Source organism: Pseudomonas pichavaramensis (genome assembly GCF_050473265.1).
In the GTDB taxonomy this organism is placed as follows: Bacteria; Pseudomonadota; Gammaproteobacteria; order Pseudomonadales; family Pseudomonadaceae; genus Aquipseudomonas.
In genome coordinates this window covers 100,120-124,968 of the sequence record NZ_JBJKFJ010000009.1, presented here as the reverse complement: position 1 = coordinate 124,968, position 24,849 = coordinate 100,120, and the positions used below count along the sequence as shown (strand labels likewise).

Genomic DNA, 24,849 nt, shown 5'->3' with positions numbered 1-24,849 from the left:
GCAATTGCCATCCTCCGACCTGCCACATACAATCGCAATCGATTCTTATCTGCATTGTTCTGGGCAAGGAAGATCAGAGTGTCCCGCGCGTCGCTGCACGATGAAATGCACTGTCTCTACCGCGATCACGCCGGCTGGCTGCAAGGCTGGTTGCGCAGGCGTCTGGGTGATCGCGAGCGGGCCGAGGATATTTCTCACGACACCTTCGTGCGCCTGATCGCATCCACCGTCGCCCATCCGCTGCGCCAGCCGCGCAGCTTTCTGGCCACGGTGGCCAAGCGGGTGATGGTCGACCATCTGCGCCGACGCAGCCTGGAGCAGAGTTACCTGGAAGCCCTGAGCCTGGAGCCCGAGCTGCAGGCCGCTTCCCCGGAACAGCGCCTGCTGATGCTGGAAACCCTGCTGCAGATCGATGCCATGCTCGACGGCCTGCCGCCTCGTGTGCGCCAGGCGTTCCTCTATGCGCAGCTGGAGGGCCTGAGTTATGCGGAGATCGCCCAGCGCCTCGGCGTGTCGGTCAGCTCGGTGACCAAGTACGTGGGCAGGGCCACCGAGCAGTGCCTGCTGTTCGCCCTGGATGCCGAGGGATGAACGCCGCCGAGCAGCGCCTGGCCCTGCGCGATGCCGCTCAATGGCACGCCCGTCTCGGCGCCGCGCCGGATTGTGCCGAGACCCGCCAGCAATGGCAGGCCTGGCATCGGCAGCACAGCCTGCATCAATGGGCCTGGCGGCGTCTGGAAAACCTGCAGAGCGGGCTGGCCGGGCTGCCCGGGCCACTGGCGCGGCGGGCTCTGGGCAGTGACGTGCAGGCCAGCCGCCGCACGTTGCTCAAGGGGCTGGTACTAGGCCTTGGCGTTTCCGGCCTGGCCTGGAGCGGCTACCGGCAAACCCCGATCTGGCTCGCCGACCAGCGCACCGCCACAGGCGAGCGCCGCCAGCTGACCCTGGCGGACGGCAGCCGCCTGACCCTCAATACCGCCAGTGCGGTGGATATCCGCTTCGATGCCCAGCAACGGCTGATCATCCTGCGGGCGGGGGAAATCCTGATCGAAACGGCCAGGGATTCGCGCCCGTTCATCGTGCGCAGCGCCCACGGTGAAATGCGCGCCTTGGGCACCCGCTTCAACGTGCGTCAGTTCGATGACCACACCGAGCTCGAGGTTCTGCAGCATGCGGTGGCCGTGCGTAACGCGCCGAATGCCGCAGAAGTGCGCGTCGACGCTGGCCTGCGCCTGAGCTTCGACGAGCGCAAGCTGGGCGTCCCGCAGCCCGCCGACCCGAATCTGTCGACCTGGAGCCAGGGCCGCCTGGTGATCGACGACTGGCGCCTGGACCGTACCCTGGCCGAGTTGCAGCGCTATCGCCCCGGTGTCATCACCTGCGCGCAGGACGTCGCCGGCCTGCGTCTGTCCGGTGCCTTCCCGCTGGATGACACCGACCGTGCCCTGGCGGCCATCGCCCAGGCGCTACCGGTGCGGATCGATAGCCGTACGCGCTACTGGGTCAGGGTCACCGCCAACAGTTGAAAATATTTTTCATTCGCGATTGTCGGTTTTCCAATCTCGCTCGACCTCTCCTGCAAACCGAATCACCGGCATTTGAAGGAGCCGTCATGTCGCATACCCAGCCGCACGCCAGAAAGCCCCTGGCCATCGCCATCTTCGCCGCCACCCTGGCCCTGCACACCGGCTTCGTGCAGCCGTTGCTGAGCGATGCCGGCAAGGCCCGGGCCGAGGAACAGGTGAACACCTACGCCATCGACGCCGGCCCGCTGGGCGCAGTGCTCGGCCGTTTCGCCAACGAGGCCGGCGTGCTGCTGTCGTTCGATGCGGCATTGACCAACGGCAAGCACAGCCCGGGCCTGCAAGGCCGCTACAGCGTCGAGCAGGGCTTCGCGCAGTTGCTCGCAGGCAGCGGGCTACAGGCGGTCAGCACGGGGGCAGACAGCTTCGGTATCAAGCCGGGGAGCGTCGCCGGCGATGTACTGGAGCTGTCGACAATGAGCATCTCCGGCAAGGCGCCGGGGTCGATTACCGAAGGTACCGGCAGCTATACCACCGGCTCCACCAGCAGCTCCACGCGGCTCAATCTGTCGCCGAAGGAGACGCCGCAGTCGATCACGGTACTGACCCAGCAGCGCATGGAAGATCAGGGCCTGGACAATCTGCCCGACGCACTCAATGCGGCCACTGGCGTGATCGTCAAACCATTTTCCGGTGGCGGCGACGGTCCGCAGATCTGGGCACGAGGTTCGGCTATCCGTAACTACCAGGTGGATGGCGTGCCCAGTTCGGCGTCCATGTCCAACTACGTGCAGAGCACTGCGCTGTATGACCGGATCGAGCTCGTCAAAGGTGCCACGGGCATGATGAGCGGTCTGGGCAACCCGTCCGCCACCGTCAACATGATTCGCAAGCGTCCGACCTTCCAGCCACAGCTCAAGCTGAATGCGGAAGCAGGCACCTGGGATCGCTACGGCAGCACTGCCGATGTGTCCGGCCCACTGACCGAGAACGGTGGTTTGCGCGGTCGGTTTGTCGCCGACTACAAACATCAGCACGGCTGGACCGACAACTTCGAGCAGGAGTACCAGACGTACTACGGCATCCTTGAAGCAGACCTGAGCGAGTCGACCATCCTTACGCTCGGTGCCAGCCAGATAAAGCGCAATACCACTTCACAGACCAACACCTTCCCGCTGTTCTACAGCAACGGTCAGGGCACCGGTGCCGACGCCGGTGATAACGACACCCCGGGTTGGGCTTACTACGACCACGAGTTGCAGAATGTCTTCGCCTCCATCGAGCACCAGTTCGACTCCGGCTGGAGCATCAAAAGCGAACTCAGCTACGCAGACTACAAGCATGATGCAACCGGTGCTGGCCTGAGCGGAGCAGCCAATCAGGCGACCAACACCACGCCGGGCTTGATTTTCCAGCGCTATATCGGGCACAGCGAGCAGGACAGCCTGGACACCTACGTCACCGGGCCATTCTCGCTGTTCGGTCGCGAGCATGAGTTGATCGGTGGCTTCACCCTTTCGCAACTCGATACCTATGCGCCCAGCACTACCCGGCTCTCGCCTGCGTTCAACAACCCCAACCTGAGTGCCTGGACCGACGACGTACCCAAGCCGTCCTTCACCAAGACGGGAAAATCCGATACCCGGGAAAACCAGCGCAGCGCTTTTATCAGCACACGCCTGCACCTGAGCGACGACACCAAGCTGCTACTTGGCAGTCGGGTAGTCGACTGGAAGAACAGCCGCGAGGCGGTCACCTACAGCAGCGGCGCTCGCACCAAGACCACAGACAAACGCAGTGGGATCTTCATCCCCTACGCAGGTATCGTTCACGATCTCGACGAGACCTGGGCGGTCTATGCCAGTTACACCAAGATCTTCCAGCCGCATGACTACCTGACCAACCTGTACTCGAATTCGCCCATCGATCCGACCGAGGGCACCAGCTACGAGGCCGGTATCAAGGCCAGCTTCAATGACGGAGCCCTCAACGCCAGCTTTTCCCTGTTCAGAACCGAACAGGAGAACCTGGCGGTCTGGGAGGCCATTCCGTTCAGCTACATCGGCACTTCCGCGACCACCGAAGGGGTCGAACTGGAGCTGGCCGGAGAGCTGGCCGAGGGCTGGCAGTTCAGCAGCGGTTACGCCTACAGCGAAAGCCGCAACGACGACGATGAGCGCATTCTCACCCGCGCGCCGCTGCATAGCGTGAAGACCTTCACCACCTACCGACTGCCGGGCGCACTGGACAAATTCACCATCGGTGGCGGTTTCAACTGGGAAAGCCGCACCCATGACAATGCCCGGGCCGAGCAGGGCAGCTACATGCTGGTCAACCTGCTGGGGCGCTATGACATCAGCGAAAATCTGTCTGCCTCGGTCAACATCAACAACCTGTTCAACAAGGAGTACTACCTCGCTATCGCCGGAGACAACGTCGCCTTCGGCGCACCGCGCAACGTGATGACCTCCCTCAGCTACACCTATTGAGCCGGCTCGGGGCCATCTCCCGCATACCCTCTCCGGGAGCGCAGAGCGCCTGCGGTCGGACTTCTCCCTAGTCCGTCTGCGCAGGCGCATCTGCTCCGGGTATCGCTGCGCTCAGCCCAGGCAACGGCCTGCGCGGCCCGAGCGCTGATCACCGCGGCAGCGGTTCCCAAATAGCCACCACTCTCCTACAATCGCGATCAATTCTTATCCGCATTGACCTGCCAGGGAGTCTCAGGTGTCCAGCGTTTTGCCGCCCTCATCGCTGCACGATGACGTGCACCGGCTCTACCACAGCCATCATGGCTGGCTGCAGGGCTGGTTGCGCCGGCGCCTGGGCGACCGTGAGCGCGCTGCCGATATTGCCCAGGACACCTTCTTGCGTCTGCTGGTCAGCCGGCGTCTGCCGGAGCAGGGCGAGGGGCGGCGTTTTCTGGCGCAGATCGCGCGCAATCTGGTGATCGACCAGTGGCGCCGGCAGCGCATCGAGCAGGCCTATCTCGACAGCCTCGCGGCCTTGCCGGAGCCGCAAACCCCTTCGCTGGAGACGCGCGCCATGGTGATCGAAACCCTGCTGCAGATCGACAACATGCTCGATGCCATGCCGGCCCGGGTGCGCGAGGCTTTCCTGCTGTCGCAGTTCGAGGGGCAGACTTATCCACAGATCGCCGAGCGCCTGCAGGTCAGTGTCAGCTCGGTGCAGAAGTACATGCAGCGCGCCATTGCCGCCTGCTATCAGGTGCTCTACGCCGAATGAAGACCGGCAGCGACGCGCCCATCGCCCCGGCCATCGTCGAGCAGGCCAGCCATTGGCTGATGCTGCACTGGGGCGGCGAACTGGATGCCGAGCAGCAGCGTCGCTTCACCGAATGGCGCAGCGCCGACCCGGAACACGGGCGGGCCTGGGCGCGTCTGCAGCGACTGCAGGGCACCCTGGCCGGGGTGCCCGCCGACACCGCCTGTGCGGTGCTGCGCGAGCTGCCCGACGCGCGCCGGCGACAGACCCTCAAGCTGCTCGGCGTGCTGTTGCTGGCAGGAGGCAGCGGCTACCTCGCCCAGTCGCAACTGTCCTGGCGCGAGGCCATGGCCGACCTGCGCAGCGGCACCGGCGAGCGCCTGCAGCGCACCCTGGCCGACGGCAGCCGGCTGAGCCTGAACAGCGGCAGCGCGGTGGACATCCTGTTCAGTGCCAGCGAGCGGCGCATCCGCCTGCTCGACGGCGAACTGCTGCTCGACAGTGGCCAGGACCCGGCCGGGCGCCCGCTGATCGTCGAGACGGCTGCCGGAGAAATCCAGGCGCTGGGCACGCGCTTCTCGGTGCATCAGATGGCTGAGGGCAGCCAGGTCGAACTGTTCGAGGGTGAGCTGGAACTGCGCCCGCGGGCGATGCCGCCGGTGCGCCTGCAGGCCGGCCAGGGGCGCTGGTTCTCGGCCAACCGTCTGGGCGCGGTGGCTCCGGCCAATGCCGACAGCATTGCCTGGCAGCAGGGCCGATTGATCGCCGAGCGTATGCCGCTGGGCCGGTTCCTCGCCGAACTGTCGCGCCATCGCCGCGGCGTGCTGCGCTGCGACCCGGCCGTTGCCGGGCTGGAGCTGACCGGCGTGTTCCCGCTGGCCGACACCGACCGTGTGCTGGCAGCGTTGCAGCAGTCACTGCCGGTCAAGGTGCACAGCCTGACGCGTTACTGGGTGACGGTCGGCCCGGCGTAGGGTGCGCCATGCGCACCGGCCTTGTATTGAGGCGTCCGGGCGGTGCGCATGGCGCGCCCTACGAATAGCGCTCAGGCAGGCGCTATGCCGGCCAGGAATGTCTCGTTAAATTTTTTCTGCAGCCCTTGTCGGTTTTGCCGACTCGTTCGGGATACCTCTTGAATTCAACCAAGAAGCATTCTCAAGAGGATTGTCCAGAATGCCGCATCTGCCCGCTTCCACCCGTTCCCGGCTGAGCCTCGCGGTTCGCCATGCCCTGTTTGCCGGCCTGCTCACAGGTGGCCCGCTGCTGCTGGCCATACCAGTGACCCAGGCTTTCGCCAGCGAGCAGTCGCGCAGCTACGCCATCCCCGCCGGCAATCTCGACCAGGCGCTGAACCGCTTCGCCAGCGAAGCCGGCATCCTGCTGTCGGTCGACGCCCAGCTCACGGCCGGCAAGCAAAGCCCGGGGCTCAATGGCAGTTATTCGGTGGAAGAGGGCTTCTCTCTGCTGCTGGCCGGTACCGGGCTGCGCGCCCTCAACCAGGGCGGCAACTATGCGCTGGCCGTGGCGCAGCAGGATGGCGATGCACTGGAGCTGGGGCCGACCACGGTGACGGGCGCGCGGCTGGGCGCCACCACCGAAGGCAGCGGCAGCTACACCACGGGCGTGACCAGCACCGCGACCAAGCTGCCCATGAGTCTGCGCGAGACGCCGCAGTCGATCAGCGTGGTCACGCGCCAGCGCATGGACGACCAGGGCCTGAACGACCTCACCGAAGTGCTCCAGCAAACCCCTGGCCTGTCGGTACAGAGCCTGGGCAGCGAACGTTTCAACATCTACTCGCGCGGCTACTCAGTCGACAGCTATCAGTTCGACGGCATTCCCACCACCCTGGACATCGTCAGCCAGGTGTCGGCACAGAGCCTGGCCGATATGGCCATCTTCGACCGTGTCGAAGTACTGCGCGGCGCCACTGGCCTGATGACTGGCGCAGGTGACCCTTCGGCCACCATCAACATGGTGCGCAAGCGCCCCACCGCCGAGTTCAAGGGGCATGTCAGCGCGGGCGTCGGCTCGTGGGACAAGTACCGCACCGAAGTCGACCTGTCCGGCCCACTGACCCCGACCGGGAACGTACGCGGCCGCATGGTAGCGGCTTACCAGCAGAACAACAGCTACGTCGATCATTACTCCCAGGAAAAACAGATTTTCTACGGAATTCTGGAAGCCGACCTCACCGACACCACCCTGTTCACGGTAGGCGCCGACTACCAGAAGAACGACCCGCAGGGTTCGTCTTCGGTGGCTTTTCCACTGTTCTACAGCAACGGCAAGCAAACCAACTTCTCGCGCTCTACCAACAGCGCCGCACGCTGGAGCCACAACCCGCAGGACGCGCTGAACACCTTTGCCAGCATCGAGCAGAAGCTGGCCTACGACTGGAGCCTGAAGGTTGCCGTCAACCAGATGTACATCAAGCGCGACAACTACAAGCTGGCCACCGCCAGCTGGGGCTTTCCCGACATCAACACCGGCGCCGGCGTGCGCCTGTACGGCGGCGCGGGCAGCACTTGGCAGAAGCAGAGCGGCCTGGACGTCCAGGCCCAGGGCCCGTTCCAGTTGTTCGGTCGCCAGCATGAGCTGATCGTCGGCTACAACTTCTCGCGCTACGAAAACCGTCACTCGCCCCTTCGCGGCACGGCCATCGAGGGTACCTACGTCAACTTCTACGACTGGGACAACTACACCAACGAGCCGAACACCAGCAACGGCAAGCTCTATGACGGCGACACCACCATCTACCAGAGCGGCACCTACATTGCCACGCGCCTGCGCCCGACCGATGACCTGTCGATCATCCTTGGCGCACGCGCCAGCAACTACAAGTACAACTACGACGTGGAGTACGTGCTGACCCCGGCCAGTAACCGTAACACCCAGTACCGCGAAAGCGGCGTGGTCACGCCTTACGCGGGTGTGGTCTACGACCTCAACGACATCCACTCGGTCTACGCCAGCTACACCAGCATCTTCAAGCCGCAAAGCGTACGCGACGCCAGCGGCGCGACCTTGGACCCACGCGAAGGCGACAACTACGAGATCGGCCTGAAGAGCGAGTTCTTCGGTGGGCGCCTGAACACCAGCATCGCGGCCTACGAAGTCAAGCAGGACAACCTGGCCGTGGTCGACCCCGGCCAAGTCGTTCCAGGTACCACCACGTCCGCCTACAAGGCCGTCAGTGGCGCCACCACGCGTGGTTTCGAAGTGGAAGCGAACGGTGAGCTGATACCCGGCTGGAACGTCGCCGCCAGCTACAACCACAGCATCACCAAGGACTCCGACGACGAACGCATCAACACCGAAGCCCCGGCCAACATGGTCAAGCTGTGGACCACCTACCGCCTGCCGGGCGACTTCAATCGCCTGACGGTCGGTGGCGGCGCCAATTGGCAGAGCGGTACCCACATCACCGTCACCCCGAGCACGGCCATGGGCACCGTCAAGGCCAAGCAGGAGCAGTTCACCGTGGTCAACCTGATGGCGCGCTACCAGCTGACCGACCAGCTTTCGACCACCCTCAACGTCAACAACGTCTTCGACAAGAAGTACATCAGCGCGCTGGACACCACCTTCTACAGTGGCTACTACGGCGAACCGCGCAACGTGATGCTCACTACCAAGTATCAGTTCTAGTTGCCGCAGCCACTCGGCCGAGCGCTTGGCGCACGGACCGCTCCGTCGCCGATGATGGATGATCGTTCCCACGCTCTGCGTGGGAACGCCTCTCAGGGCGCTCCGCGCCCGTCTCTGTGACTCAGCTACCAGAGCATGATGCGGAGCATCATGGCGGCGCTGTCCACGCCGAGTGTGGGCACCATCGGCCGGCAGAATCGATCCCCCATTCCCAACCCCTGCTCTCCTCGCTAGAATTGCGACAAATTCTTATTCGCAACTTTCGGCAGGAGACGGGATGTCCACGCACGCTCAGCTGGATGCGCTCTACCGCGACCACCACGGCTGGCTGAATGGCTGGCTGCGCCAGCGCCTGAACAATTCGGCCGATGCCGCCGATCTGGCGCAGGACACCTTTGTCCGGGTGTTGCAGGCGCGCAGTGCCGGCACGCTGCGTGAGCCGCGGCATTATCTGGTGACGGTGGCCCGGGGGCTGGTGATCGATCTGTATCGTCGCCGTTCGCTGGAGCAGGCCTATCTGGAGGCGCTGGCGCTGCGCCCGGAGCAGTACGCGCCGGCGGCCGAGGAGCGGGTGCTGATTCTCGACAGCCTGGAGGCCATCGACCGCATGCTCGACGGCATGGGCGAGCGCACGCGGGGCATCTTCCTGGCCGTGCAGCTCGACGGCCTGAGCTACGAGAAGGCCGCGCTGCGCATGGGCGTTTCCGTGACCACGGTACGCAAGCACCTGGCCAAGGCGCTGCTGCACTGCCTGCTGCTGGAGGAGGGATGAAGGCGATTCTCGCCGAGGCGGTGGACTGGTATGTGCGGCTCAACGACAGCCAGGCCGATGCCGCCACCGAGCAGGCCTGGCAGCGCTGGCTGCACGCCGACCCACGGCATGCCGAGGCCTGGCAGCGCCTGCAGCAGTTGCAGCAGCGCCTGGCCGTGGCCGCGCCGCAGCTGGCCGCTGCCGCCCTGCAGGGCGCGCGTCAGGGCCGGCGCACGGCGCTGAAGACGCTGGCTGTGCTGCTCGGCGCCGGCGTGGTCGGCTGGCAGGGCTATCGCGTCTCGCCGCTGAGTGCCGATTACGCCACCCGGATCGGTGAGCGTCGCCGCGTGATGCTGGCCGATGGCAGCCGCCTTGAGCTGAATACCGACACCCGGGTGGATATCCGCTTCGATGCGGCGCAGCGCCTGATCCGTCTGCAGCAGGGGGAAATCCTCGTGCAGAGCGCGGCGGATGTGCGCCCGCTGCGGGTGCAGAGCGCCGAGGGCAGCATCCGTGCGCTGGGCACGCGCTTCGTGGTGCGCCAGCGCGATGGCCGCAGCGAGGTCGTGGTCGAGGAGCATGCCGTGGAGGTGCAGCCGCGCCTGGCCACGGCCGCGCCGACGCGGGTGGAGGCCGGGCAGGGGGTGGAATTTAGTGCGCAGCGCGCCGGCGTCGTGCAGGCGGCGGCCGGCAATGCTTCGGCCTGGACCCAGGGCATGCTGGTGGCAGTCGACTGGCGGCTGGATCGCCTGCTCGGAGAGCTGTCGCGCTATCGCCACGGCTACCTCGGCTGCGCCCCGCAGGTGGCCGCCATGCGCCTGTCCGGCGCCTTCCAGCTGGATGACGAGGAGGCCATTCTGGCCAGCCTGGAGGACGCCCTGCCGGTCAGGGTGCAGCGCCTGACGCGCTACTGGGTGCGTATCGAACAGCGCGGCGCGTAGTCGCGGCGGTTCGCTTCAGCAGGGCTCACCCGCTCTGTAGCCCGGATGAAATCCGGGGCGGTCTGTTATGCCGCCCCATCCGTCCCGGATTTCATCCGGGCTACCTGCCTGTCGGCGCAGAAAGTTTTTTTATCCATCGGTAACAGATTCTCATTGCCTGTTCGGCTCCCTCTGCACGCGCGCGCAGACGCCGCCATTGCCAATTGTTCAGGAGCCACCCGATGTCCGCTTGCCCTTCCCCGCTCGCCCGCAGCATCCGCCAGGCCGCACTGACGCTGAGCCTTTCCGGCTCGCTGCTGGTGACTGCCAGTGCCTGGGCCGCGCCGCTCAGTTACAGCATTCCCGCTGGCAGCCTGGCCGCCGCGCTGAGCCAGTTCGCCGCCGCCAGTGGCGTCACCCTGAGCTTCGGCAGCGGCGAAACCGCCAACCTGGAAAGCGCCGGCCTGCACGGCGAATACGAGGTGGAAGAAGGCTTTGCCCGGCTGCTGCAGGGCAGCGGCCTGAGCGTGCAGAGGGCCGGCGACAAGCGCTATGTGCTGGTGCGTGGGCAAGCCGACGCGGCGCTGGAGCTGAGCGCGACGACGGTCACCGGCGGCCAGCTGGGCGCCACCACCGAGGGCACGGGCAGTTACACCACCGCCTCGGCCAACACGGCCACCGGCCTCAACCTGTCGATGCGCGAAACCCCGCAGGCGGTCAGCGTGGTGACCCGCCAGCAGATCGAGGATCAGAACCTCACCGATATCACCCAGGTGCTCGAACAGACGCCGGGTGTGGTGGCCAACAACATGGGCCCCGCCGGCAGTGACGCCAACCAGGTCTACGTGCGCGGTCTGCCGATCGACAATATCCAGGTCGACGGCATCAGCCGCCCCAGCACCTATGGCTTCAACGATGATCTGGCCGACATGGCCATCTACGACCGCGTCGAAGTGGTGCGCGGCGCCACCGGCCTGATGTCGGGCACCGGTGACCCCAGTGCCACGGTCAACCTGATCCGCAAGAAGCCGACCCTGCAGACGCAGCGCAAACTGACCCTGCAGGCCGGCAGCTGGGACAACTACCGCAGCGAGCTGGACATCTCCGGCAAGCTCTCGGAAAGCGGCCACGTACGCGGCCGGGTGGTTGCGGCGAAGACCGACAGCAAGAGCCATGTCGACCGCCAGGCGCTGGAAAAGCAGGTGGCCTACGGCGTGCTGGAGTGGGACATCAGCGATACCACAATGTTGACCGTCGGCGCCGAGTATCAGGACATGGACAACGACGGCGCCGGCAACCACGGCTTTCCGATGTACAACAGCGACGGCAGCCACTTCAAACCGTCGCGCTCGTTCAACTCCGGCGCCGACTGGAGCTACCACGAGCGCGAGACGAAAACGCTGTTCGCCACCCTCGAACAGGCGCTGAGCAATGGCTGGCAGCTGAAATTCAACGCCGAGCACAGCCGCCGCAGCTATGACGACGCCTTCGCCACCGCAGCCAGTGGCACGGTCAACGCCGACGGCAGCGGCATCAGCACCTGGACCGGGCGCTGGGCCGGCGAGCCCCGGCAGACCTCGTTCGACCTGTCGGCCACCGGCCCCTTCAGCCTGTTTTCCCGCGAACACGAGCTGTACCTGGGCGCCAGCCACCACCGGGCTTACTACCGTAATGGCGGCTATCCGCTGTGGACGTTCCAGGATATCGACAACATCCATACCTGGGATGGCTCGCTGGCGGTACCTGACGCTATCCATAACAAATTTGTGGAAGACGCCCTGGACGAAACCCAGCTAGGCCTGGTGGCGGCCGTGCGCTGGAGCCTGCGCGACGATCTGGCGCTGATCACCGGGGCGCGGGTCATCGACTGGCAGCGCGATACCTCCTCGCGGACTCTGGCGAACGGCGATGTCAGCCGCTCGAAGGAGCAGGAGAACGGCATCGTCACGCCCTATGTCGGCCTGGTCTACGACTTCAACGACAACTGGTCGGCCTACGCCAGCTACACCACCATCTTCAATCCGCAGGACCGTCAGCAGGCCGATGGCACCTATCTCGAACCCAAGGAAGGCGAGAACTACGAGCTGGGCCTCAAGGCCGAGTTCTGGGACAAGCGCCTGACCGCCGGCCTGAGCGTGTTCGAGGTGCAGCAGGACAACCTGCCGGTGGCCGACCCGAACAACCCCGGTTACTCCCTCCCCGAGTCCGGCACCAAGACCCGTGGCTTCGAGGTGGAAATGGCCGGTGAGCTGCTGCCGGACTGGCAGGTCTCGGCCAGCTACAGCTATGCGGTGATCAAGGACTCGGACGATGAGCGCCTGACCAGCGAAGTGCCGCGCGACACCCTCAAGCTGTTTACCAGCTATCGCCTGTCTGCACTGCCGCAACTGAAAGTGGGCGGCGGCGTGCGCTGGCAAGGCGAGGAGTACTTCAAGGGCGCCGGGCCGAACAACGCGACCTTCCATCAGGATGACTACGCCGTGGTCGACCTGATGGCGCAGTACGCCTTCAGCCCCGAGACCAGCGTTTCGCTGAACCTCAACAACGCCCTCGACGAGCGTTACTACAGCGCCATCGGCGCGCGCGGCTGGTACGGCACCCCACGCAGCCTCACCGCCAGCCTCAGCCACCAGTTCTGAGCCTTGTGGATAACCGCGCCCGGGCGGGCAGTGCTTCGCCCGGGTGCGGTTATCTCGCTTGCCGGTGGCCCGGTATCGCCGGCAAGCCGGCGCCTGCGGGCGCGGGGCAGGGCATTTCTCCCCTCTCCCATTCATGGGAGAGGGGCCGGGGGAGAGGGTGCTACAGCGCTGCAGGTCACGTAGGAGCCCGCTTGCGGGCGATGGTGGTTCCGCCCCACACGCGCTGCTCAGGACTGACGCGGTGGGCGCGGAATCAGTCCGTGCTTATCCACAGCCCCCTCAGAACTCGACCTGATAACCCAGGGTGAAGGTGCGGCCGCGGCCCTTGAAGTTGTAGTCGTCGGCGACCCGTGCGGACTGCGAGTAGTAGGTGAAGTAGTCCTCGTCGAGCAGGTTGTCGATGCCCAGCGACAGGCTGCCCACCGGCAGGCGGCGGCTGACGCTGGCCGAGAGCATGGCGTAGCCGTCGAACTTCAGGCGCGGGTCGTCGAACTCGCGGCTGCGGTAGAGGTGGTACTGCAGGTAGCTGGCCCAGTCGTCGTTCCACTGCGCGTTCCAGCTCAGGCTGAGCTGATCCGGGGCGATGTTCAGGCCGGTCAGCCTGGTGTCCACCTTGCCGTCGTCGTCGGTGTCCGACTCGCCCTCGCTGTGGGCGTAGCTGGCGTGCAGGCTGTGGTCGGGATTGATGCGCCAGTTGCCGGTCAGCTCGTAGCCCTGGATTTCCACCCGTTCGCGGTTGGCGACATAGTTGCCGCCGCTGTTTACCGACAGGCGTTCGCCGAGGTTGGACGAGGACTCGTAGTAGCTCAGTTCGACGTCGACATCGCTGAAGTTCAGGCGCAGGCCCAGCTCGTTGGAGCGGGTGATGATCGGCTCCAGCTGCAGCAGGTTTTCCACATCCTGCCCGGGCGTGTCGACGGCGCGCAGCACGCGGCCGATGTCGGGCATGCCGAAGCCTTCCGAGTAGCTGCCGTAGAGCTGCGCCCAGTCCATGGCCTGGTAGGTGAAGCCGTAGTTGCTCAGGGTCTTGCTGAAGGACACAGTGCCGCCGCCGACGTCCACGCCGCCGGCGTTATTGGTGCCCCACACGGTGTGGAAGTCATCCACATCCAGCTCGGCATGCTCGCGGCGCACACCGGCCATCAGGGTCAGGCGCTCGCCCAGATGCAGGTCGCCCTGGAGAAAACCGGCCTGGTTGTCATAGGTGGACGGCGGCACGTAGCTGCGGTTGGTCTGCACCAGCTTCTGCTCGCCCTCGTCACGCATCAGATCGAGACCGCCGGCCAGGTCCAGCAGGCCGTCGAACATGCCCTTGCGGCGCAGGGTCAGCTTGCCGCCGAGCTTTTCCGAGTCGCTGCGGCTCTGCTCCCAGAGGGTGCCGACCGGGGCGATACTGGGGTCCTGGAACGAGCCGCTGAGCAGCGCGCCGAACTGGCCGCGATAGCGCTGCTTGTACAGCTGCACGTCGAGCAGGTTGCCGAACCAGTCCTCGTGGCTGTAGTCGAGGCTGTACTGGCGGTTCTCGTTGAACGGCGCCTCGCCGGGCACGTCACCGCGCTCGGCGGTACTGGGGATGCCGGCGTCGCGGTCGCCGAGCACCGGCAGGTAGTCGTTGTTGCCGGTCAGGCGGTAGTGGTTGGCGCTGAACTGCAGGTGCTGGGCGTCGTCGATCCAGTAGCCGAGTTTGAGCATCAGGTCGTGGTCGCGGGTGTCCTGGATTTCCCCGGGATAGGCCACGCCGATGCGCGTGTTGTCGCCGTCGTAGAACATCCCGCGTGATTGCCAGGTGCTGCCGAACAGCGCCTCCCAGTCGCCCTGCTGGGCGCTGAGGCGGTAGTTGAACTTGTAGCCGAGGCCGTCGCCGCTGAAGGCGTCGTCACTCTCCAGGCTGACCCCGGCCTGCTGGCGCACGCCGTTGCCGCTGGGGCGGCGGCTGATGAAGTTGATGATGCCGCCGGTGGCGCCGCCACCGTGCTCGGCCGAGGCGCCGTGGATCACCTCGATGCGTTCGACCTGGGCCAGGTCGATGGTGTAGCTGCTGCGCCCGTCGTTGCGCAGCGAGCTGGCCTGCGGCACGCCGTCGACGAGGAACTGCGGGGTACGCCCGCGCAGGGTTTCGCCGGAGTTGGAGAGCTTCTGCCGGCTCGGCGAGTAGGACGGAATCAGGTTGGCCAGCACTGCGCCGGGGTCGCTGCTCAGGGCCAGCTGGCGCTCAATCTGCTGGCGGTCGATGACCGTGACGCGCTGGCTGGTCTGGCCCACGGCGGTGTCGCCGCGCAGGGTGCTGACGGTGACCTCGGTGTCCTGCAGGCGCAGCGCCTCGGCGGGCGCCTGGCGCGGCGCGCGGTTGGCCGGCGACGTTTGCGGTTGTGGCGCCAGGCCGTAGATGCCCTCCGCCTGACGCACCGCCTGCAGGCCGCTGCCTTGCAGCAGGCGGGCAAAGCCTTCATCGACGCCGTACTGGCCCTGCAGGCCGTTGCTCTGCCGGCCCTGCAACAGCGCGGCATCGAACGACAGGGCGACGCCGGCGGCGCTGGCAAAGCGGCCCAGCACCTCGGCCAGCGGCCCGGCGCCGATCTGGTACTGCTGCACCGCCGGCGCAGCCAGCGCCAATGGCGGCAGGCTGCCGCCCAGCAACAAGCCGGAACAGAGCAGAGCGTGACGAATGGCGGTGCGCAGCGGCGAACGAATGGAGCGAGGTGACGGCATGGCGGATCCCTGGCGGCAAGGCGCTGAGTGATTGTTTGCAGGGAGGGCCGAAGCAGCGCGGCAAAAAGTGCAAATGATGGGGAAATTTCTTTCGCCGCTGCTCAGGAGCGTCGCACGTAGGGTGGCCCGGTGCGCCGGCCGCTCGGAGCGTAGGGTGGACTCGGAGCGTAGCGAACAGTCCACCGGACGGGGCCGAAGTGCACGCCTCGGCGACAGGTAAATGCCACGAACAATCCACCATGGGCATGCACGTAACCCCCGCTCGGTGTACTGCTTCGCGAGTACACCCTACGTACGATGACGGCCTGGATGCAGGAGGCCAAAGCCGAGTACACCCGCGAGCACGCCCTACCGGCTGTGGGAGCCTGCTCACGCGCCGCGTGGCACCAGGGTTACCCAATAAGCGCTGCGGCGTACCACCTGCAGCGGCAGGTGGTGTTGCAGGGCGGCGAGGGCGCGGTCGCTGTCGAGCAGGGGGAAGCTGCCGGAGACTTTCATCCCGGCCAGCGCCGGGTCGACCCGGAGGATGCCGTGGCGGTAACGCGCCAGCTCCGCGACCACTTCGCCCAGCGGCTGGTCGAGGACCAGCAGGCTGCCGCTGGCCCAGGCCGTGCTGCGTGCATCCAGCGGCTGTGGCGCGCCGATCTGGCCGCGTTGCAGGCGCAGTTGCTGGCCGGCCTGCAGGCGCTGCTGCTGCCCGGCGGCGCTGCTGATTGCGGCGCTGCCTTCGAGCAGGGCGATGCGGCTGCCGTGCTCGTCGCAGCGCAGGTTGATACGGCCGCTACTGCAGCGGATCAGGCCGTCGCGGGTCTGCACCTGCAACGCCTGCGGCTGGCTGGCGATCTCCAATTGCACCTCGCCCTCGATAATCTGCAGCTGGCGCCGGGCGCTGTCGAACTGCGCGGCGCTGGCGCTGCCGAGCAGCAGCTGGCTGCCGTCGGCCAGTTGCCAGTGACGCTGTTCGCCCACGCCGCTGCGGTAGTCGGCGGTCCAGTAGCGGCGGCTGTCGCTGCGCCAGGCCAGCCAGCCCAGCGGCAGGGCGACGCCGGCCAGCAGCAGGCTGCCGAGCACGCGCCGGCGGCTCTGTGCGGCGCCGCGCAGGGTGGGGGCGGCGATCTGTGCCGGCAGCAGGCCGAGTTGCGCGCGCAGCTGTTCGATCTGCTGCCAGGCCTGTTGGTGCGCGGGATCGGCGTCGTGCCAGTGCTGCCAGGCCTGTTGCTCGGCGGCGCTGCTGCTGCCGGAACACAGCCGTGCATACCAGCGGCTGGCGGCCTTGAGCGCGGCCTGCTGGCTGGCCGAGGGCGTGCTCATGCCTGCCAGCCGGCCTGCAGCAGGCAGCAATGTTCGACGGCGCGGGCCATGTAGGTATTCACGCTGCGCAGGGAGATGCCCAGGTGCCGGGCGATCTGCGCATAGGTGAGGCCGTCGAGCTGGGACAGGATGAACACCTCGCGCACCTTGGCACCGAGCCCGGCGAGCAGGCGGTCGACTTCCATCAGCGCCTCCAGCAGCAGCGCCTGCTGCTCGGCGTCGGGCTGATGGGCCGGCGGCTGGCTGGCCAGCACGTCGAGGTAGGCCTGCTCCAGCGAACGCCGGCGCAGCAGGTCGACCATCAGCCCGCGCGCCACCGTTGCCAGGTAGTCGCGGGGTTCGCGGATGCTCGCGGCATTGCCGGCGCGCAGCAGGCGGACGAAGGTGTCCTGGGCCAGGTCGGCGGCATCGCAGCGGTTGCCCAGGCGCTGGCGCAGCCAGCCCTGCAGCCAGTTGTGGTGGTCGTGGTAGAGGCTGTGCAGAGCCTGGTGATGGGAAGACATGGGCGCCAACAGGAATCAAATGACAATGACTCGCATTGTCATTCGTCCCGTGGCGCTTGGCAACCTCAGGGCTGCCGGACGGATCAGAACTGCACTTCGTAACCCAGGGTCAGGGTGCGGCCGCGGCCCTGGTAGTCGTACAGGTAGGCAGGGCCGTAGGCCGGCGAGTAGAACAGCGCGGCGCGCTGGCCCCAGACGGTGCTGTAGCGCTTGTCCAGGAGGTTCTGGATGCCGGCGCTGAAGGTGCCGAACGCGGTCTGCTGGCGGGCGCTGAGGTCGAAGGTGGTGTAGCCCTCGATGCGGTGGCCGGCGTCGTCGCTCAGGTCCATGGCGTGGTTGCCCTGCAGGCGCAGGCTGCGCTGCTCGTCGCTCCAGCCGACGAACGCGGTGGTCTTGGACAGCGAGGCGTACCGGGCGTCGCGCTTGATCCAGTCGCCGTCATCGTCCTGCTCCTCGGAGCGCACCAGGTGCAGGGTGGTGCCGGCCTGCCAGCCGCTGTCGAAGTCGCGGCTCAGCGCTGCCTCGAAGCCGACGTCGCGGCTCTTCTGCTCGTCGACGTTGATGGTCAGGGTGGCGCTGTCGGTGTTGATCACCTTGTCCGACCAGATGTAGTAGAACGCCGCCTGCGCCTGCCAGTAGGCATCGCTGAAGCGCCAGCCGAGCTCCACCTGACGGCTCTTGATCCCGGCCAGCGGGTTGTCGGCCACGGAGATGCCGGCGCGGCCGAAGTACTTGGCCGGGTCGGCCAGCTCGAAGCCTTCGCTGTAGTTGCTCCACAGCTGATGGCCGTTGCCGAAGTCATACAGCGCGCCGGCATTGTACAGGCCGACCTCGTAGTCGTTGCTGCCGCCGGGTACGCCGCGGAAGTCGCTGACGTCGACGTCCATGTGCTGCTGGCGGGCGCCGGCGGACAGGCTCAGGTGCTCGGTCACCTGCCAGTCGAGCTGGGCATAGGCGGACAGCCCGTCGACCACGTAGCCGGGGTAGCGCGCGCCGCTGCTCTGGGTTTCCAGCTGCAGGCCGCCGCTGTCCGAGGAGCGCTGGGCGTCGAAGATCTTCTGCGTGGCGTTGAAGCGCTCGTGGTCGAGGTCCAGGCCGTAGGTCAGCTTGAGGCGCTCCCACTGCTTGCTGAACACGCCCTTGAGGCCGCTGACCTCGAAGTTCTGCTGCGAGCCGGCGAAGTAGATGCCGTTGCTGCCCGGCGGGTTGCCGGCGTTGTAGTAGGGGAAGGGGTGGAAGTTGTTGTTCTCGCGGCGGTAGTAGCCCTGCAGGTAGAAGTCCTGGCCGAGCAGGTCGCTGTTGCGGTAGCTGGCGTTGATCAGGGTGCGCCGGGTGCGCGGCTTGAGGTCGGCGTCGAGGCCGTTGCGGATCTCGGCGTCGTTGAGGTCCGAGGGCGCGTTGGCATTCAGGTTGGGGAAGTAGATGCCGGTGCTGCCGTCGTTGCCGGAGTCGTAGTACTGCGCCAGCAGGTCGAGCGACTGGGTGTCGTCGAGGCGTGCGCTGAGGTTGCCGAGGATGTCCACGGCGCGGTTGTACTGCAGGTCGGTCTGGGTGTTGTCGATGAACACCTGATCGCCGTCGGCATCGTAGAAGGCCTCGTTCTTCTCCACCGAGACGCCAATGCGGCCATGCACGCGCTCGTTGCCGCCGCTCACCGACTGCGCCAGGCGGGTGCTCAGGTCGTCGCTGTTGTTGAAGCCGCTGGTCAGGCTGGCGCTGCTGTGAAAGCGCGCCGGGCCGGCCTCGCCCTTGCGCGTGACGATGTTGATGATGCCGCCGGTGGCGCCGCCGCCGTACAGGGCGCTGGCGCCGGAGAGCACTTCGACGCGCTCGACGTTGAACGGGGCGATGCTGTCGAACTGCCGCGACAGGCCGCGCGAGCTGTTCTGGCTGACGCCGTCGATCATCACCAGCACATCGCGGCCGCGCATGTTCTGGCCGTAGTTGGTGCGCCCTTCCGGCGCCAGATCGAGGCCCGGCACCAGCTTGCCGAGGGCTTCCTTGAGGGTCACGCCGGTGTCGAGCTGTTCGCGCAGCTGCTTCTGCTCGACCACCCAGACGGTGCCGGGGATGTTGCTGATCTGCGTCGGTGTGCGCGATGCCACCTGGATCTGCATGGCGTCCAGGCGTACCCGCTCGCGGTTGCTCTGCGCCTCGGCGCTGGGCGCCGGCGCGGCGCCGCGTTGCAGCAGCACGGTGTCTTCGTCGGTGAAGCTCCATGTCACGCCGCTGCCGTCGAGCAGGCGCTGCAGCGCCTCGCGGGCGGTGAAGCTGCCCTCCAGGCCGGGATTGGCCAGCCCCTGCAGATCGCCGGAATTGAACAGCAGGTGCAGCCCGGCCTGATCGGCGAACTGGGTCATGGCGCCATCCAGATCGCTGGCGCTGATGTGCAGGTCGTAACGCAGTGGCTCGGCAGCCTGGGCCAGCGGCCAGGCAGTGCCGAGCAGAGTGGCAAAGGCGATGGCGCGGTGCAGGGCGGAAACGGGGTGGCGCATGAAGGGTTATCCGTGTCGTGTGGCAGTTGTCGTTATTTGGGAATAAGTCGCGTTCACCTCTACGACGAAACACCTGCCGCGATCCTGCAGTGGCGGATGAAAATTATTTTTGCCGGGGGGATGGGAGAGCGTTGCCGGCCCCCGGTATTGGCCGCGGGGGGCATGCGTCGGGATCAACCACCAGCGGGCGAGGCATGTTCTGTGCGATGGCGGGGTGGACCCGCCTGTGCGGGTTTGCATGCCAGTCAGGGCGCGGGCTGTGGCGTCTGTTTTGGTGGAAGCGTGGTGCGGGGCATGGGCAGGGTGGACAACGCTTTGCTTGTCCACCAATGGGCGAGGCACGTGCTGCATGGTGGCGGGGTGCGCCCGCCCAGGCTTAGCGCGGCTGCACCAGCACCAGCCAGGGCAGGCGGGTGATGCGCAGTGGCTGCAGGCGTTCGAGGTTGTTGAGCAGGGCTTCGGGGTGGTCGAGGTCGACCACGCCGCTGATGCGCCGCTCCCTGAGGGCGGCGTCCTCGATCAGGATGCGTCCCGGCAGGTAGCGCTCCAGTTCGGCCAGCACCTCGCCGAGCGGGCGCTGGTTGAAGATCAGCTTGCCGCGCTGCCAGGCGCTGGCGTTGCTCAGGTCCAGCGGCTGCAGTGGCCCGGGCGCCTGCTGCTGGCGGTAGTCGAGCCAGTGGCCGGCGTCGACCTGCACGCCCGGCGTCGCGCCGTTGCGCACCTGCACCACACCTTCGCTGACCTCCACCTGCACCCGCTCGCCGCGGCGGGCGACATCGAAGCGGGTGCCGACCGCGCGGATCTGCCCGTCAGCCGCCTGCACCACGAACGGCCGCTGCGCATCCTTGGCCACCTCGAACAGCGCCTGGCCGCGTTGCAGTTGCAGGTCGCGGCCTTGCGCCGAGTAGTGCACCGACAGCGCGCTGTCGCTGTTGAGCCAGACCCGGCTGCCGTCTTCCAGCTCGATCAGGCGCCGCTCGCCGACGCCGGTGTGGTAATCGGCGCCGAGGTTTTCCAGCAGTTGCGGGCGGCCGAGCAGGGTCAGCAGCAGGCCCAGGCAGAGCACCGCGGCCATGGCCGGCAGGCGCCAGCGACGGGGCTGCTGGCGGCGCTGAACATGGCCGCGCGCGGCGGCGGTGTGCTCCAGCGCCGCCCACAGCGCCTCGGCCTCGCGTGCGGCGCGGGCGTGGGCCAGGCTCTGCTGGCGCCAGCGCTGCCACTCGGCACGGGCCGCGGCCTGGTCGCCGCCGGCATGCAGACGCAGCAGGCGTTCGCTGGCCTGCTCGTCGAGCTCGCTCATGCCTCGGCCTCCTGCTCGCTGCGCCACTGCCGGCAATGGCGCATGGCCTGAATCAGGTACTTGCCGACCATGCTCTCGGAGACGCCCAGGCGCGTGGCGATCTGCGCGTAGGTGAGGCCGTCCAGGCGGTTGAGCAGCAGCGCCTCGCGCGCCTTGGCCGGCAGGCTGGCCAGCGCGGCGTCGAGGCGGGCCAGGTCTTCCTGGGCGAGCAGGCGCGACTCCGGCTCGGCCAGCGGATCACTGAGCTGCTCCAGCACCTCGCCGTCGTCCTGCTGCTCGGCCAGGCGCTGATCGCGGCGCAGGTTGTCGATGGCCAGGTTGCCGGCCACGCGGAACACATAGGCGCGCGGGTCGCGCACCGCTTCGTCGTCGTCCTGATGAGCCAGGCGCAGCCAGGTGTCCTGCGCCACATCGGCGGCGCGCTGGGAGTCACCGAGGCGCCGCGCAAGAAAGCGCAGCAGATCCGCATAGTGGGTCTGGAAGCTCTTCAGCAACGGCGAGGAGAAGCGGCGGCGCATGTAAATCGCGGGTCTCTCGAAGACCGACCAGGTGGCGGAGGTTGAACGGGGCCGGCAAGCATACATGCAATTGCGAATACTTATCACCATTGAGCTGTCGGGCTCAGCCCGCACCCTGCAGTTCACGCCGCAGCCACTGCGCCAGGCGTTCGCTGCGGTTGTCGCCGGGGCGCGCCCACAGAGCCAGGTGCGCCGGCGTGTCGATAAAGCCCCAGGGCGCGCTGAGGCGGCCGGCGGCCAGGTCGTCGGCCACCAGCAGTTGCGGTGCGATGGCCACGCCGAGGCCGGCGGCGGCTGCTTCCAGCAGGTAGTAGAGGTGCTCGAAGCCCTGCCCCCGTTTCAGTTGCTCAGGCGGCAACGCCTGCGCGCGCGCCCATTGCGGCCAGGCCTGCGGGCGTGAGGTGGTGTGCAGCAGCGGCTCGCCGAGCAGCGCCGCCGGCGGCTGCCCGGCCAGCGCGGCGTGGCGCGCGTAACGCGGGCTGAGCACCGGGCCGATGCGTTCGGCGGCCAGCTCGAACACCTGCATGTCGGCAGGCCACGGCGCCTCGGCGAACAGCAGGGTGGCGTCGATGCCGGGGCGGCGCGGGTCCAGCTCGCCCTCGCTGGCCGACAGCTGCAGGTTGAGTTCCGGCAGCTCGCGCTGCAGCCGGTCCAGCCGTGGAATGAACCAGCGCGCCAGCAGGCTGCCCGGGCAGCCGAGCACGAACGGCCGCTCGCCGGCCTCGCGGCGCAGCTCGGCGCAGGTGCTGCGCAGGCGCTCGAAGGCCTCGCCGGCGGCATCACGCAGACGCAGGCCGGCATCGGTGAGTTTTACGCCGCGCCCGTCCTTGGCCAGCAGGCTCACCCCGAGCTGTTCTTCGAGCAGCCGCAACTGCCGGCTGATCGCCCCATGGGTGACATTCAGCTCGGCTGCCGCCAGCTTCAGGCTGCCGAGGCGGGCCACGGCTTCGAACGCGCGCAGTGCATTGAGGGGAGGCAGGTTGCTCTTCATTGGTGAGTTTTCCTGACGTATTGCGGCGATCTTATCGCTTTTTTTCCCGGCTGCATGCGGTTAGGGTGGACTCATCGCGTAGGAGTCTGGCTCCTACAGGCAGAATCCCGAGGAGAGTGTTCCATGACTTCACTGCGTAATGGTCCCGACAGCCGCGGCCTGTTCGGTCGCTTCGGCGGCCAGTTCGTCGCCGAAACCCTGATGCCGCTGATCAATTCGCTGGCCGCCGAGTACGAGAAGGCCAAGGACGATCCGGCCTTCCTCGCCGAGCTGGCCTACTTCCAGCGCGACTACATCGGCCGCGCCAGCCCGCTGTACTTCGCCGAGCGGCTGACCGAGCACTTCGGCGGGGCGAAGATCTTCCTCAAGCGCGAAGACCTCAACCACACCGGCGCGCACAAGATCAACAACTGCATCGGCCAGATCCTGCTGGCCAAGCGCATGGGCAAACAACGCATCATTGCCGAGACCGGCGCCGGCATGCACGGCGTGGCCACCGCCACCGTGGCCGCGCGCTTCGGCATGCAGTGCGTGGTGTACATGGGCACCACCGACATCGACCGCCAGCAGGCCAACGTCTTCCGCATGAAGCTGCTCGGCGCCGAGGTGATCCCGGTCACCGCCGGCACCGGCACCCTGAAGGACGCGATGAACGAAGCGCTGCGCGACTGGGTCACCAACGTGCACAACACCTTCTACCTGATCGGCACCGCTGCCGGCCCGCACCCGTACCCGGAAATGGTCCGCGACTTCCAGTCGGTGATCGGCAACGAAGTGCGCGAGCAGATGCAGGAGAAGGAAGGCCGTCTGCCCGACTCGCTGGTCGCCTGCATCGGCGGCGGCTCCAACGCCATCGGCCTGTTTCACCCGTTCCTCGATGATGCCGGCGTGCAGATCGTCGGCGTCGAGGCGGCCGGTCACGGCGTCGACACCGGCAAGCACGCGGCGAGCATGGCCGGCGGTGCGCCGGGCGTGCTGCACGGCAACCGCACCTTCCTGCTACAGGACGAGGACGGCCAGATCACCGACGCCCACTCGATCTCCGCCGGTCTCGACTACCCCGGCGTCGGCCCCGAGCACGCCTGGTTGCACGAGATCAAACGGGTCGAATACGTGCCGATCAGCGATGACGAAGCACTGGAAGCCTTCCACCATTGCTGCCGCCTGGAAGGCATCATCCCGGCGCTGGAGTCGTCCCACGCCCTGGCCGAAGCCTTCAAGCGCGCGCCCGGGCTGCCCAAGGATCACCTGATGGTGATCAACCTGTCCGGTCGTGGCGACAAGGACATGCAAACCGTGATGCACCACATGGGCGAACAGGAGAAACACGCATGAGCCGCCTGCAGAACCGTTTCGCCGAGTTGAAGGCGGAAAACCGCGCCGCGCTGGTCACCTTCGTCACCGCCGGCGACCCGGACTACGCCACCTCGCTGGAGATTCTCAAGGGCCTGCCGGACGCCGGTGCTGACGTGATCGAACTGGGCATGCCGTTCACCGACCCGATGGCCGACGGCCCGGCCATCCAGCTGGCCAACATCCGCGCGCTGGACGGCAAGCAGAACATGGTGAAAACCCTGCAGATGGTCCGCGAGTTCCGCACCGGCAACCAGAGCACGCCGCTGGTGCTGATGGGCTACTACAACCCGATCTTCTGCTACGGCGTCGAGCGCTTCATCGCCGATGCCAAGGCCGCCGGCGTCGATGGCCTGATCGTGGTCGACCTGCCGCCGGAGCACAACGACGAGCTGTGCGACCCGGCCCAGGCCGCCGGCATCGACTTCATCCGCCTGACCACCCCGACTACCGACGACGCGCGCCTGCCCACCGTGCTCAACGGCAGCTCCGGCTTCGTCTACTACGTCTCGGTAGCCGGCGTGACCGGCGCCGGCGCGGCGACCATGGATCACGTCGAAGAAGCCGTGGCGCGCCTGCGCCGCCACACCGACCTGCCCGTGTGCATCGGCTTCGGCATCCGCACCCCCGAGCACGCCGCCGAAGTGGCCAAGCGCGCTGAAGGTGCAGTGGTCGGCTCGGCGCTGATCGACAAGATCGCCCAGGCCAGCTCGCCGGATGAAGCCATCAACGGCGTGCTGACCCTGTGCCGCGAACTGGCCGAAGGGGTACGCGGCGCGCGTCGCTGAATAAGTTGTCCGGCAAGACAAAAAGCCGCTGGCAGAGTGTTCTGTCAGCGGCTTCAGTTAGATAGTTTGCAAATCGTTATAAAGCACGTTAGCGCCAATTATGGACTGGTATTGTCCATTTAATACCTAGTGTGTGTGGCACTAGGCAGAAGCGCTCTAGCTAGCCCATGCGCCC

18 protein-coding genes are annotated in these 24,849 nt (G+C 66.8%); 11 read left to right on the top strand and 7 right to left on the bottom strand.

The window, feature by feature from the left end:
* Positions 1-105: 105 nt before the first annotated feature.
* The 9 genes from ACJRW5_RS15995 (at position 106) to ACJRW5_RS15955 (ending at position 12,706) form a co-directional block, all read left to right on the top strand.
* Positions 106-591, top strand: a complete 486-nt coding sequence (locus tag ACJRW5_RS15995; protein WP_484571620.1) for a sigma-70 family RNA polymerase sigma factor — start codon at positions 106-108, stop codon at positions 589-591.
* Positions 588-1,526 carry a FecR domain-containing protein gene (locus ACJRW5_RS15990; protein WP_484571491.1) on the top strand — a complete coding sequence of 313 codons (939 nt, stop codon included), beginning with the start codon at positions 588-590 and terminating at the stop codon, positions 1,524-1,526. Before ACJRW5_RS15995 ends, ACJRW5_RS15990 begins: the two co-directional genes overlap by 4 nt.
* A gap of 86 nt (positions 1,527-1,612) precedes the next feature.
* A complete protein-coding gene (locus ACJRW5_RS15985) occupies positions 1,613-4,012 on the top strand; it encodes a TonB-dependent siderophore receptor (RefSeq protein ID WP_484571490.1) in 2,400 nt (799 codons plus the stop codon).
* Positions 4,013-4,247: 235 nt separating this feature from the next.
* Complete coding sequence (locus ACJRW5_RS15980; RefSeq protein WP_484571489.1) at positions 4,248-4,766, top strand: sigma-70 family RNA polymerase sigma factor; 519 nt, start codon at positions 4,248-4,250, stop codon at positions 4,764-4,766.
* The gene (locus ACJRW5_RS15975) at positions 4,763-5,719 is read left to right on the top strand and encodes a FecR domain-containing protein (RefSeq protein ID WP_484571488.1); all 957 of its coding nucleotides are present in this window, start codon (positions 4,763-4,765) and stop codon (positions 5,717-5,719) included. Before ACJRW5_RS15980 ends, ACJRW5_RS15975 begins: the two co-directional genes overlap by 4 nt.
* A 199-nt stretch (positions 5,720-5,918) precedes the next feature.
* Positions 5,919-8,396 (top strand): TonB-dependent siderophore receptor, encoded by a 2,478-nt coding sequence (locus ACJRW5_RS15970; protein ID WP_484571487.1) that lies wholly within the window; start codon positions 5,919-5,921, stop codon positions 8,394-8,396.
* A gap of 277 nt (positions 8,397-8,673) precedes the next feature.
* On the top strand, positions 8,674-9,168 hold the full coding sequence (locus ACJRW5_RS15965; RefSeq protein ID WP_484571486.1) for a sigma-70 family RNA polymerase sigma factor: 495 nt from the start codon (positions 8,674-8,676) through the stop codon (positions 9,166-9,168).
* A complete protein-coding gene (locus ACJRW5_RS15960) occupies positions 9,165-10,088 on the top strand; it encodes a FecR domain-containing protein (RefSeq protein WP_484571485.1) in 924 nt (307 codons plus the stop codon). The genes ACJRW5_RS15965 and ACJRW5_RS15960 overlap by 4 nt, the downstream gene beginning before the upstream one ends.
* A 221-nt stretch (positions 10,089-10,309) precedes the next feature.
* Positions 10,310-12,706 (top strand): TonB-dependent siderophore receptor, encoded by a 2,397-nt coding sequence (locus tag ACJRW5_RS15955; RefSeq protein WP_484571484.1) that lies wholly within the window; start codon positions 10,310-10,312, stop codon positions 12,704-12,706.
* A 279-nt stretch (positions 12,707-12,985) separates the two neighbouring features.
* On the opposite strand, the gene ACJRW5_RS15950 is transcribed toward ACJRW5_RS15955, so the two are convergent.
* The 7 genes from ACJRW5_RS15950 to ACJRW5_RS15920 all read right to left on the bottom strand — a co-directional run bounded on the left by ACJRW5_RS15950 (position 12,986) and on the right by ACJRW5_RS15920 (position 22,533).
* Positions 12,986-15,415 (bottom strand): TonB-dependent receptor, encoded by a 2,430-nt coding sequence (locus tag ACJRW5_RS15950; protein ID WP_484571483.1) that lies wholly within the window; start codon positions 15,413-15,415, stop codon positions 12,986-12,988.
* 369 nt (positions 15,416-15,784) lie between these two features.
* On the bottom strand, positions 15,785-16,726 hold the full coding sequence (locus ACJRW5_RS15945) for a DUF4880 domain-containing protein (RefSeq protein WP_484571482.1): 942 nt from the start codon (positions 16,724-16,726) through the stop codon (positions 15,785-15,787).
* On the bottom strand, positions 16,723-17,229 hold the full coding sequence (locus tag ACJRW5_RS15940; RefSeq protein WP_484571481.1) for a sigma-70 family RNA polymerase sigma factor: 507 nt from the start codon (positions 17,227-17,229) through the stop codon (positions 16,723-16,725). The genes ACJRW5_RS15945 and ACJRW5_RS15940 overlap by 4 nt, the downstream gene beginning before the upstream one ends.
* Before the next feature lie 83 nt (positions 17,230-17,312).
* Positions 17,313-19,724, bottom strand: coding sequence for a TonB-dependent receptor (locus ACJRW5_RS15935; RefSeq protein WP_484571480.1), 2,412 nt, complete (start codon positions 19,722-19,724; stop codon positions 17,313-17,315).
* 376 nt (positions 19,725-20,100) lie between these two features.
* The gene (locus tag ACJRW5_RS15930; RefSeq protein WP_484571479.1) at positions 20,101-21,024 is read right to left on the bottom strand and encodes a FecR family protein; all 924 of its coding nucleotides are present in this window, start codon (positions 21,022-21,024) and stop codon (positions 20,101-20,103) included.
* Positions 21,021-21,542 carry an RNA polymerase sigma factor gene (locus ACJRW5_RS15925; RefSeq protein ID WP_484571478.1) on the bottom strand — a complete coding sequence of 174 codons (522 nt, stop codon included), beginning with the start codon at positions 21,540-21,542 and terminating at the stop codon, positions 21,021-21,023. The genes ACJRW5_RS15930 and ACJRW5_RS15925 overlap by 4 nt, the downstream gene beginning before the upstream one ends.
* A gap of 103 nt (positions 21,543-21,645) precedes the next feature.
* Positions 21,646-22,533, bottom strand: coding sequence for a LysR family transcriptional regulator (locus ACJRW5_RS15920; protein ID WP_484571477.1), 888 nt, complete (start codon positions 22,531-22,533; stop codon positions 21,646-21,648).
* A 123-nt stretch (positions 22,534-22,656) separates the two neighbouring features.
* On the opposite strand from ACJRW5_RS15920, the gene trpB reads away from it, so the two are divergent.
* A complete protein-coding gene (gene trpB / locus ACJRW5_RS15915) occupies positions 22,657-23,868 on the top strand; it encodes a tryptophan synthase subunit beta (RefSeq protein WP_484571476.1) in 1,212 nt (403 codons plus the stop codon).
* Positions 23,865-24,674, top strand: a complete 810-nt coding sequence (trpA, locus tag ACJRW5_RS15910) for a tryptophan synthase subunit alpha (protein WP_484571475.1) — start codon at positions 23,865-23,867, stop codon at positions 24,672-24,674. The genes trpB and trpA overlap by 4 nt, the downstream gene beginning before the upstream one ends.
* Positions 24,675-24,849 lie beyond the last annotated feature (175 nt).

Bases quoted from the DNA above. Each gene is read 5' to 3' on its own strand.
- ACJRW5_RS15995 (WP_484571620.1), top strand. From the start codon at position 106: ATGCACTGTCTCTACCGCGATCACGCCGGCTGGCTGCAAGGCTGGTTG.
- ACJRW5_RS15990 (WP_484571491.1), top strand. From the start codon at position 588: ATGAACGCCGCCGAGCAGCGCCTGGCCCTGCGCGATGCCGCTCAATGG.
- ACJRW5_RS15985 (WP_484571490.1), top strand. From the start codon at position 1,613: ATGTCGCATACCCAGCCGCACGCCAGAAAGCCCCTGGCCATCGCCATC.
- ACJRW5_RS15975 (WP_484571488.1), top strand. From the start codon at position 4,763: ATGAAGACCGGCAGCGACGCGCCCATCGCCCCGGCCATCGTCGAGCAG.
- ACJRW5_RS15970 (WP_484571487.1), top strand. From the start codon at position 5,919: ATGCCGCATCTGCCCGCTTCCACCCGTTCCCGGCTGAGCCTCGCGGTT.
- ACJRW5_RS15965 (WP_484571486.1), top strand. From the start codon at position 8,674: ATGTCCACGCACGCTCAGCTGGATGCGCTCTACCGCGACCACCACGGC.
- ACJRW5_RS15960 (WP_484571485.1), top strand. From the start codon at position 9,165: ATGAAGGCGATTCTCGCCGAGGCGGTGGACTGGTATGTGCGGCTCAAC.
- ACJRW5_RS15955 (WP_484571484.1), top strand. From the start codon at position 10,310: ATGTCCGCTTGCCCTTCCCCGCTCGCCCGCAGCATCCGCCAGGCCGCA.
- ACJRW5_RS15950 (WP_484571483.1), bottom strand. From the start codon at position 15,415: ATGCCGTCACCTCGCTCCATTCGTTCGCCGCTGCGCACCGCCATTCGT.
- ACJRW5_RS15945 (WP_484571482.1), bottom strand. From the start codon at position 16,726: ATGAGCACGCCCTCGGCCAGCCAGCAGGCCGCGCTCAAGGCCGCCAGC.
- ACJRW5_RS15940 (WP_484571481.1), bottom strand. From the start codon at position 17,229: ATGTCTTCCCATCACCAGGCTCTGCACAGCCTCTACCACGACCACCAC.
- ACJRW5_RS15935 (WP_484571480.1), bottom strand. From the start codon at position 19,724: ATGCGCCACCCCGTTTCCGCCCTGCACCGCGCCATCGCCTTTGCCACT.
- ACJRW5_RS15930 (WP_484571479.1), bottom strand. From the start codon at position 21,024: ATGAGCGAGCTCGACGAGCAGGCCAGCGAACGCCTGCTGCGTCTGCAT.
- ACJRW5_RS15925 (WP_484571478.1), bottom strand. From the start codon at position 21,542: ATGCGCCGCCGCTTCTCCTCGCCGTTGCTGAAGAGCTTCCAGACCCAC.
- ACJRW5_RS15920 (WP_484571477.1), bottom strand. From the start codon at position 22,533: ATGAAGAGCAACCTGCCTCCCCTCAATGCACTGCGCGCGTTCGAAGCC.
- trpB (WP_484571476.1), top strand. From the start codon at position 22,657: ATGACTTCACTGCGTAATGGTCCCGACAGCCGCGGCCTGTTCGGTCGC.
- trpA (WP_484571475.1), top strand. From the start codon at position 23,865: ATGAGCCGCCTGCAGAACCGTTTCGCCGAGTTGAAGGCGGAAAACCGC.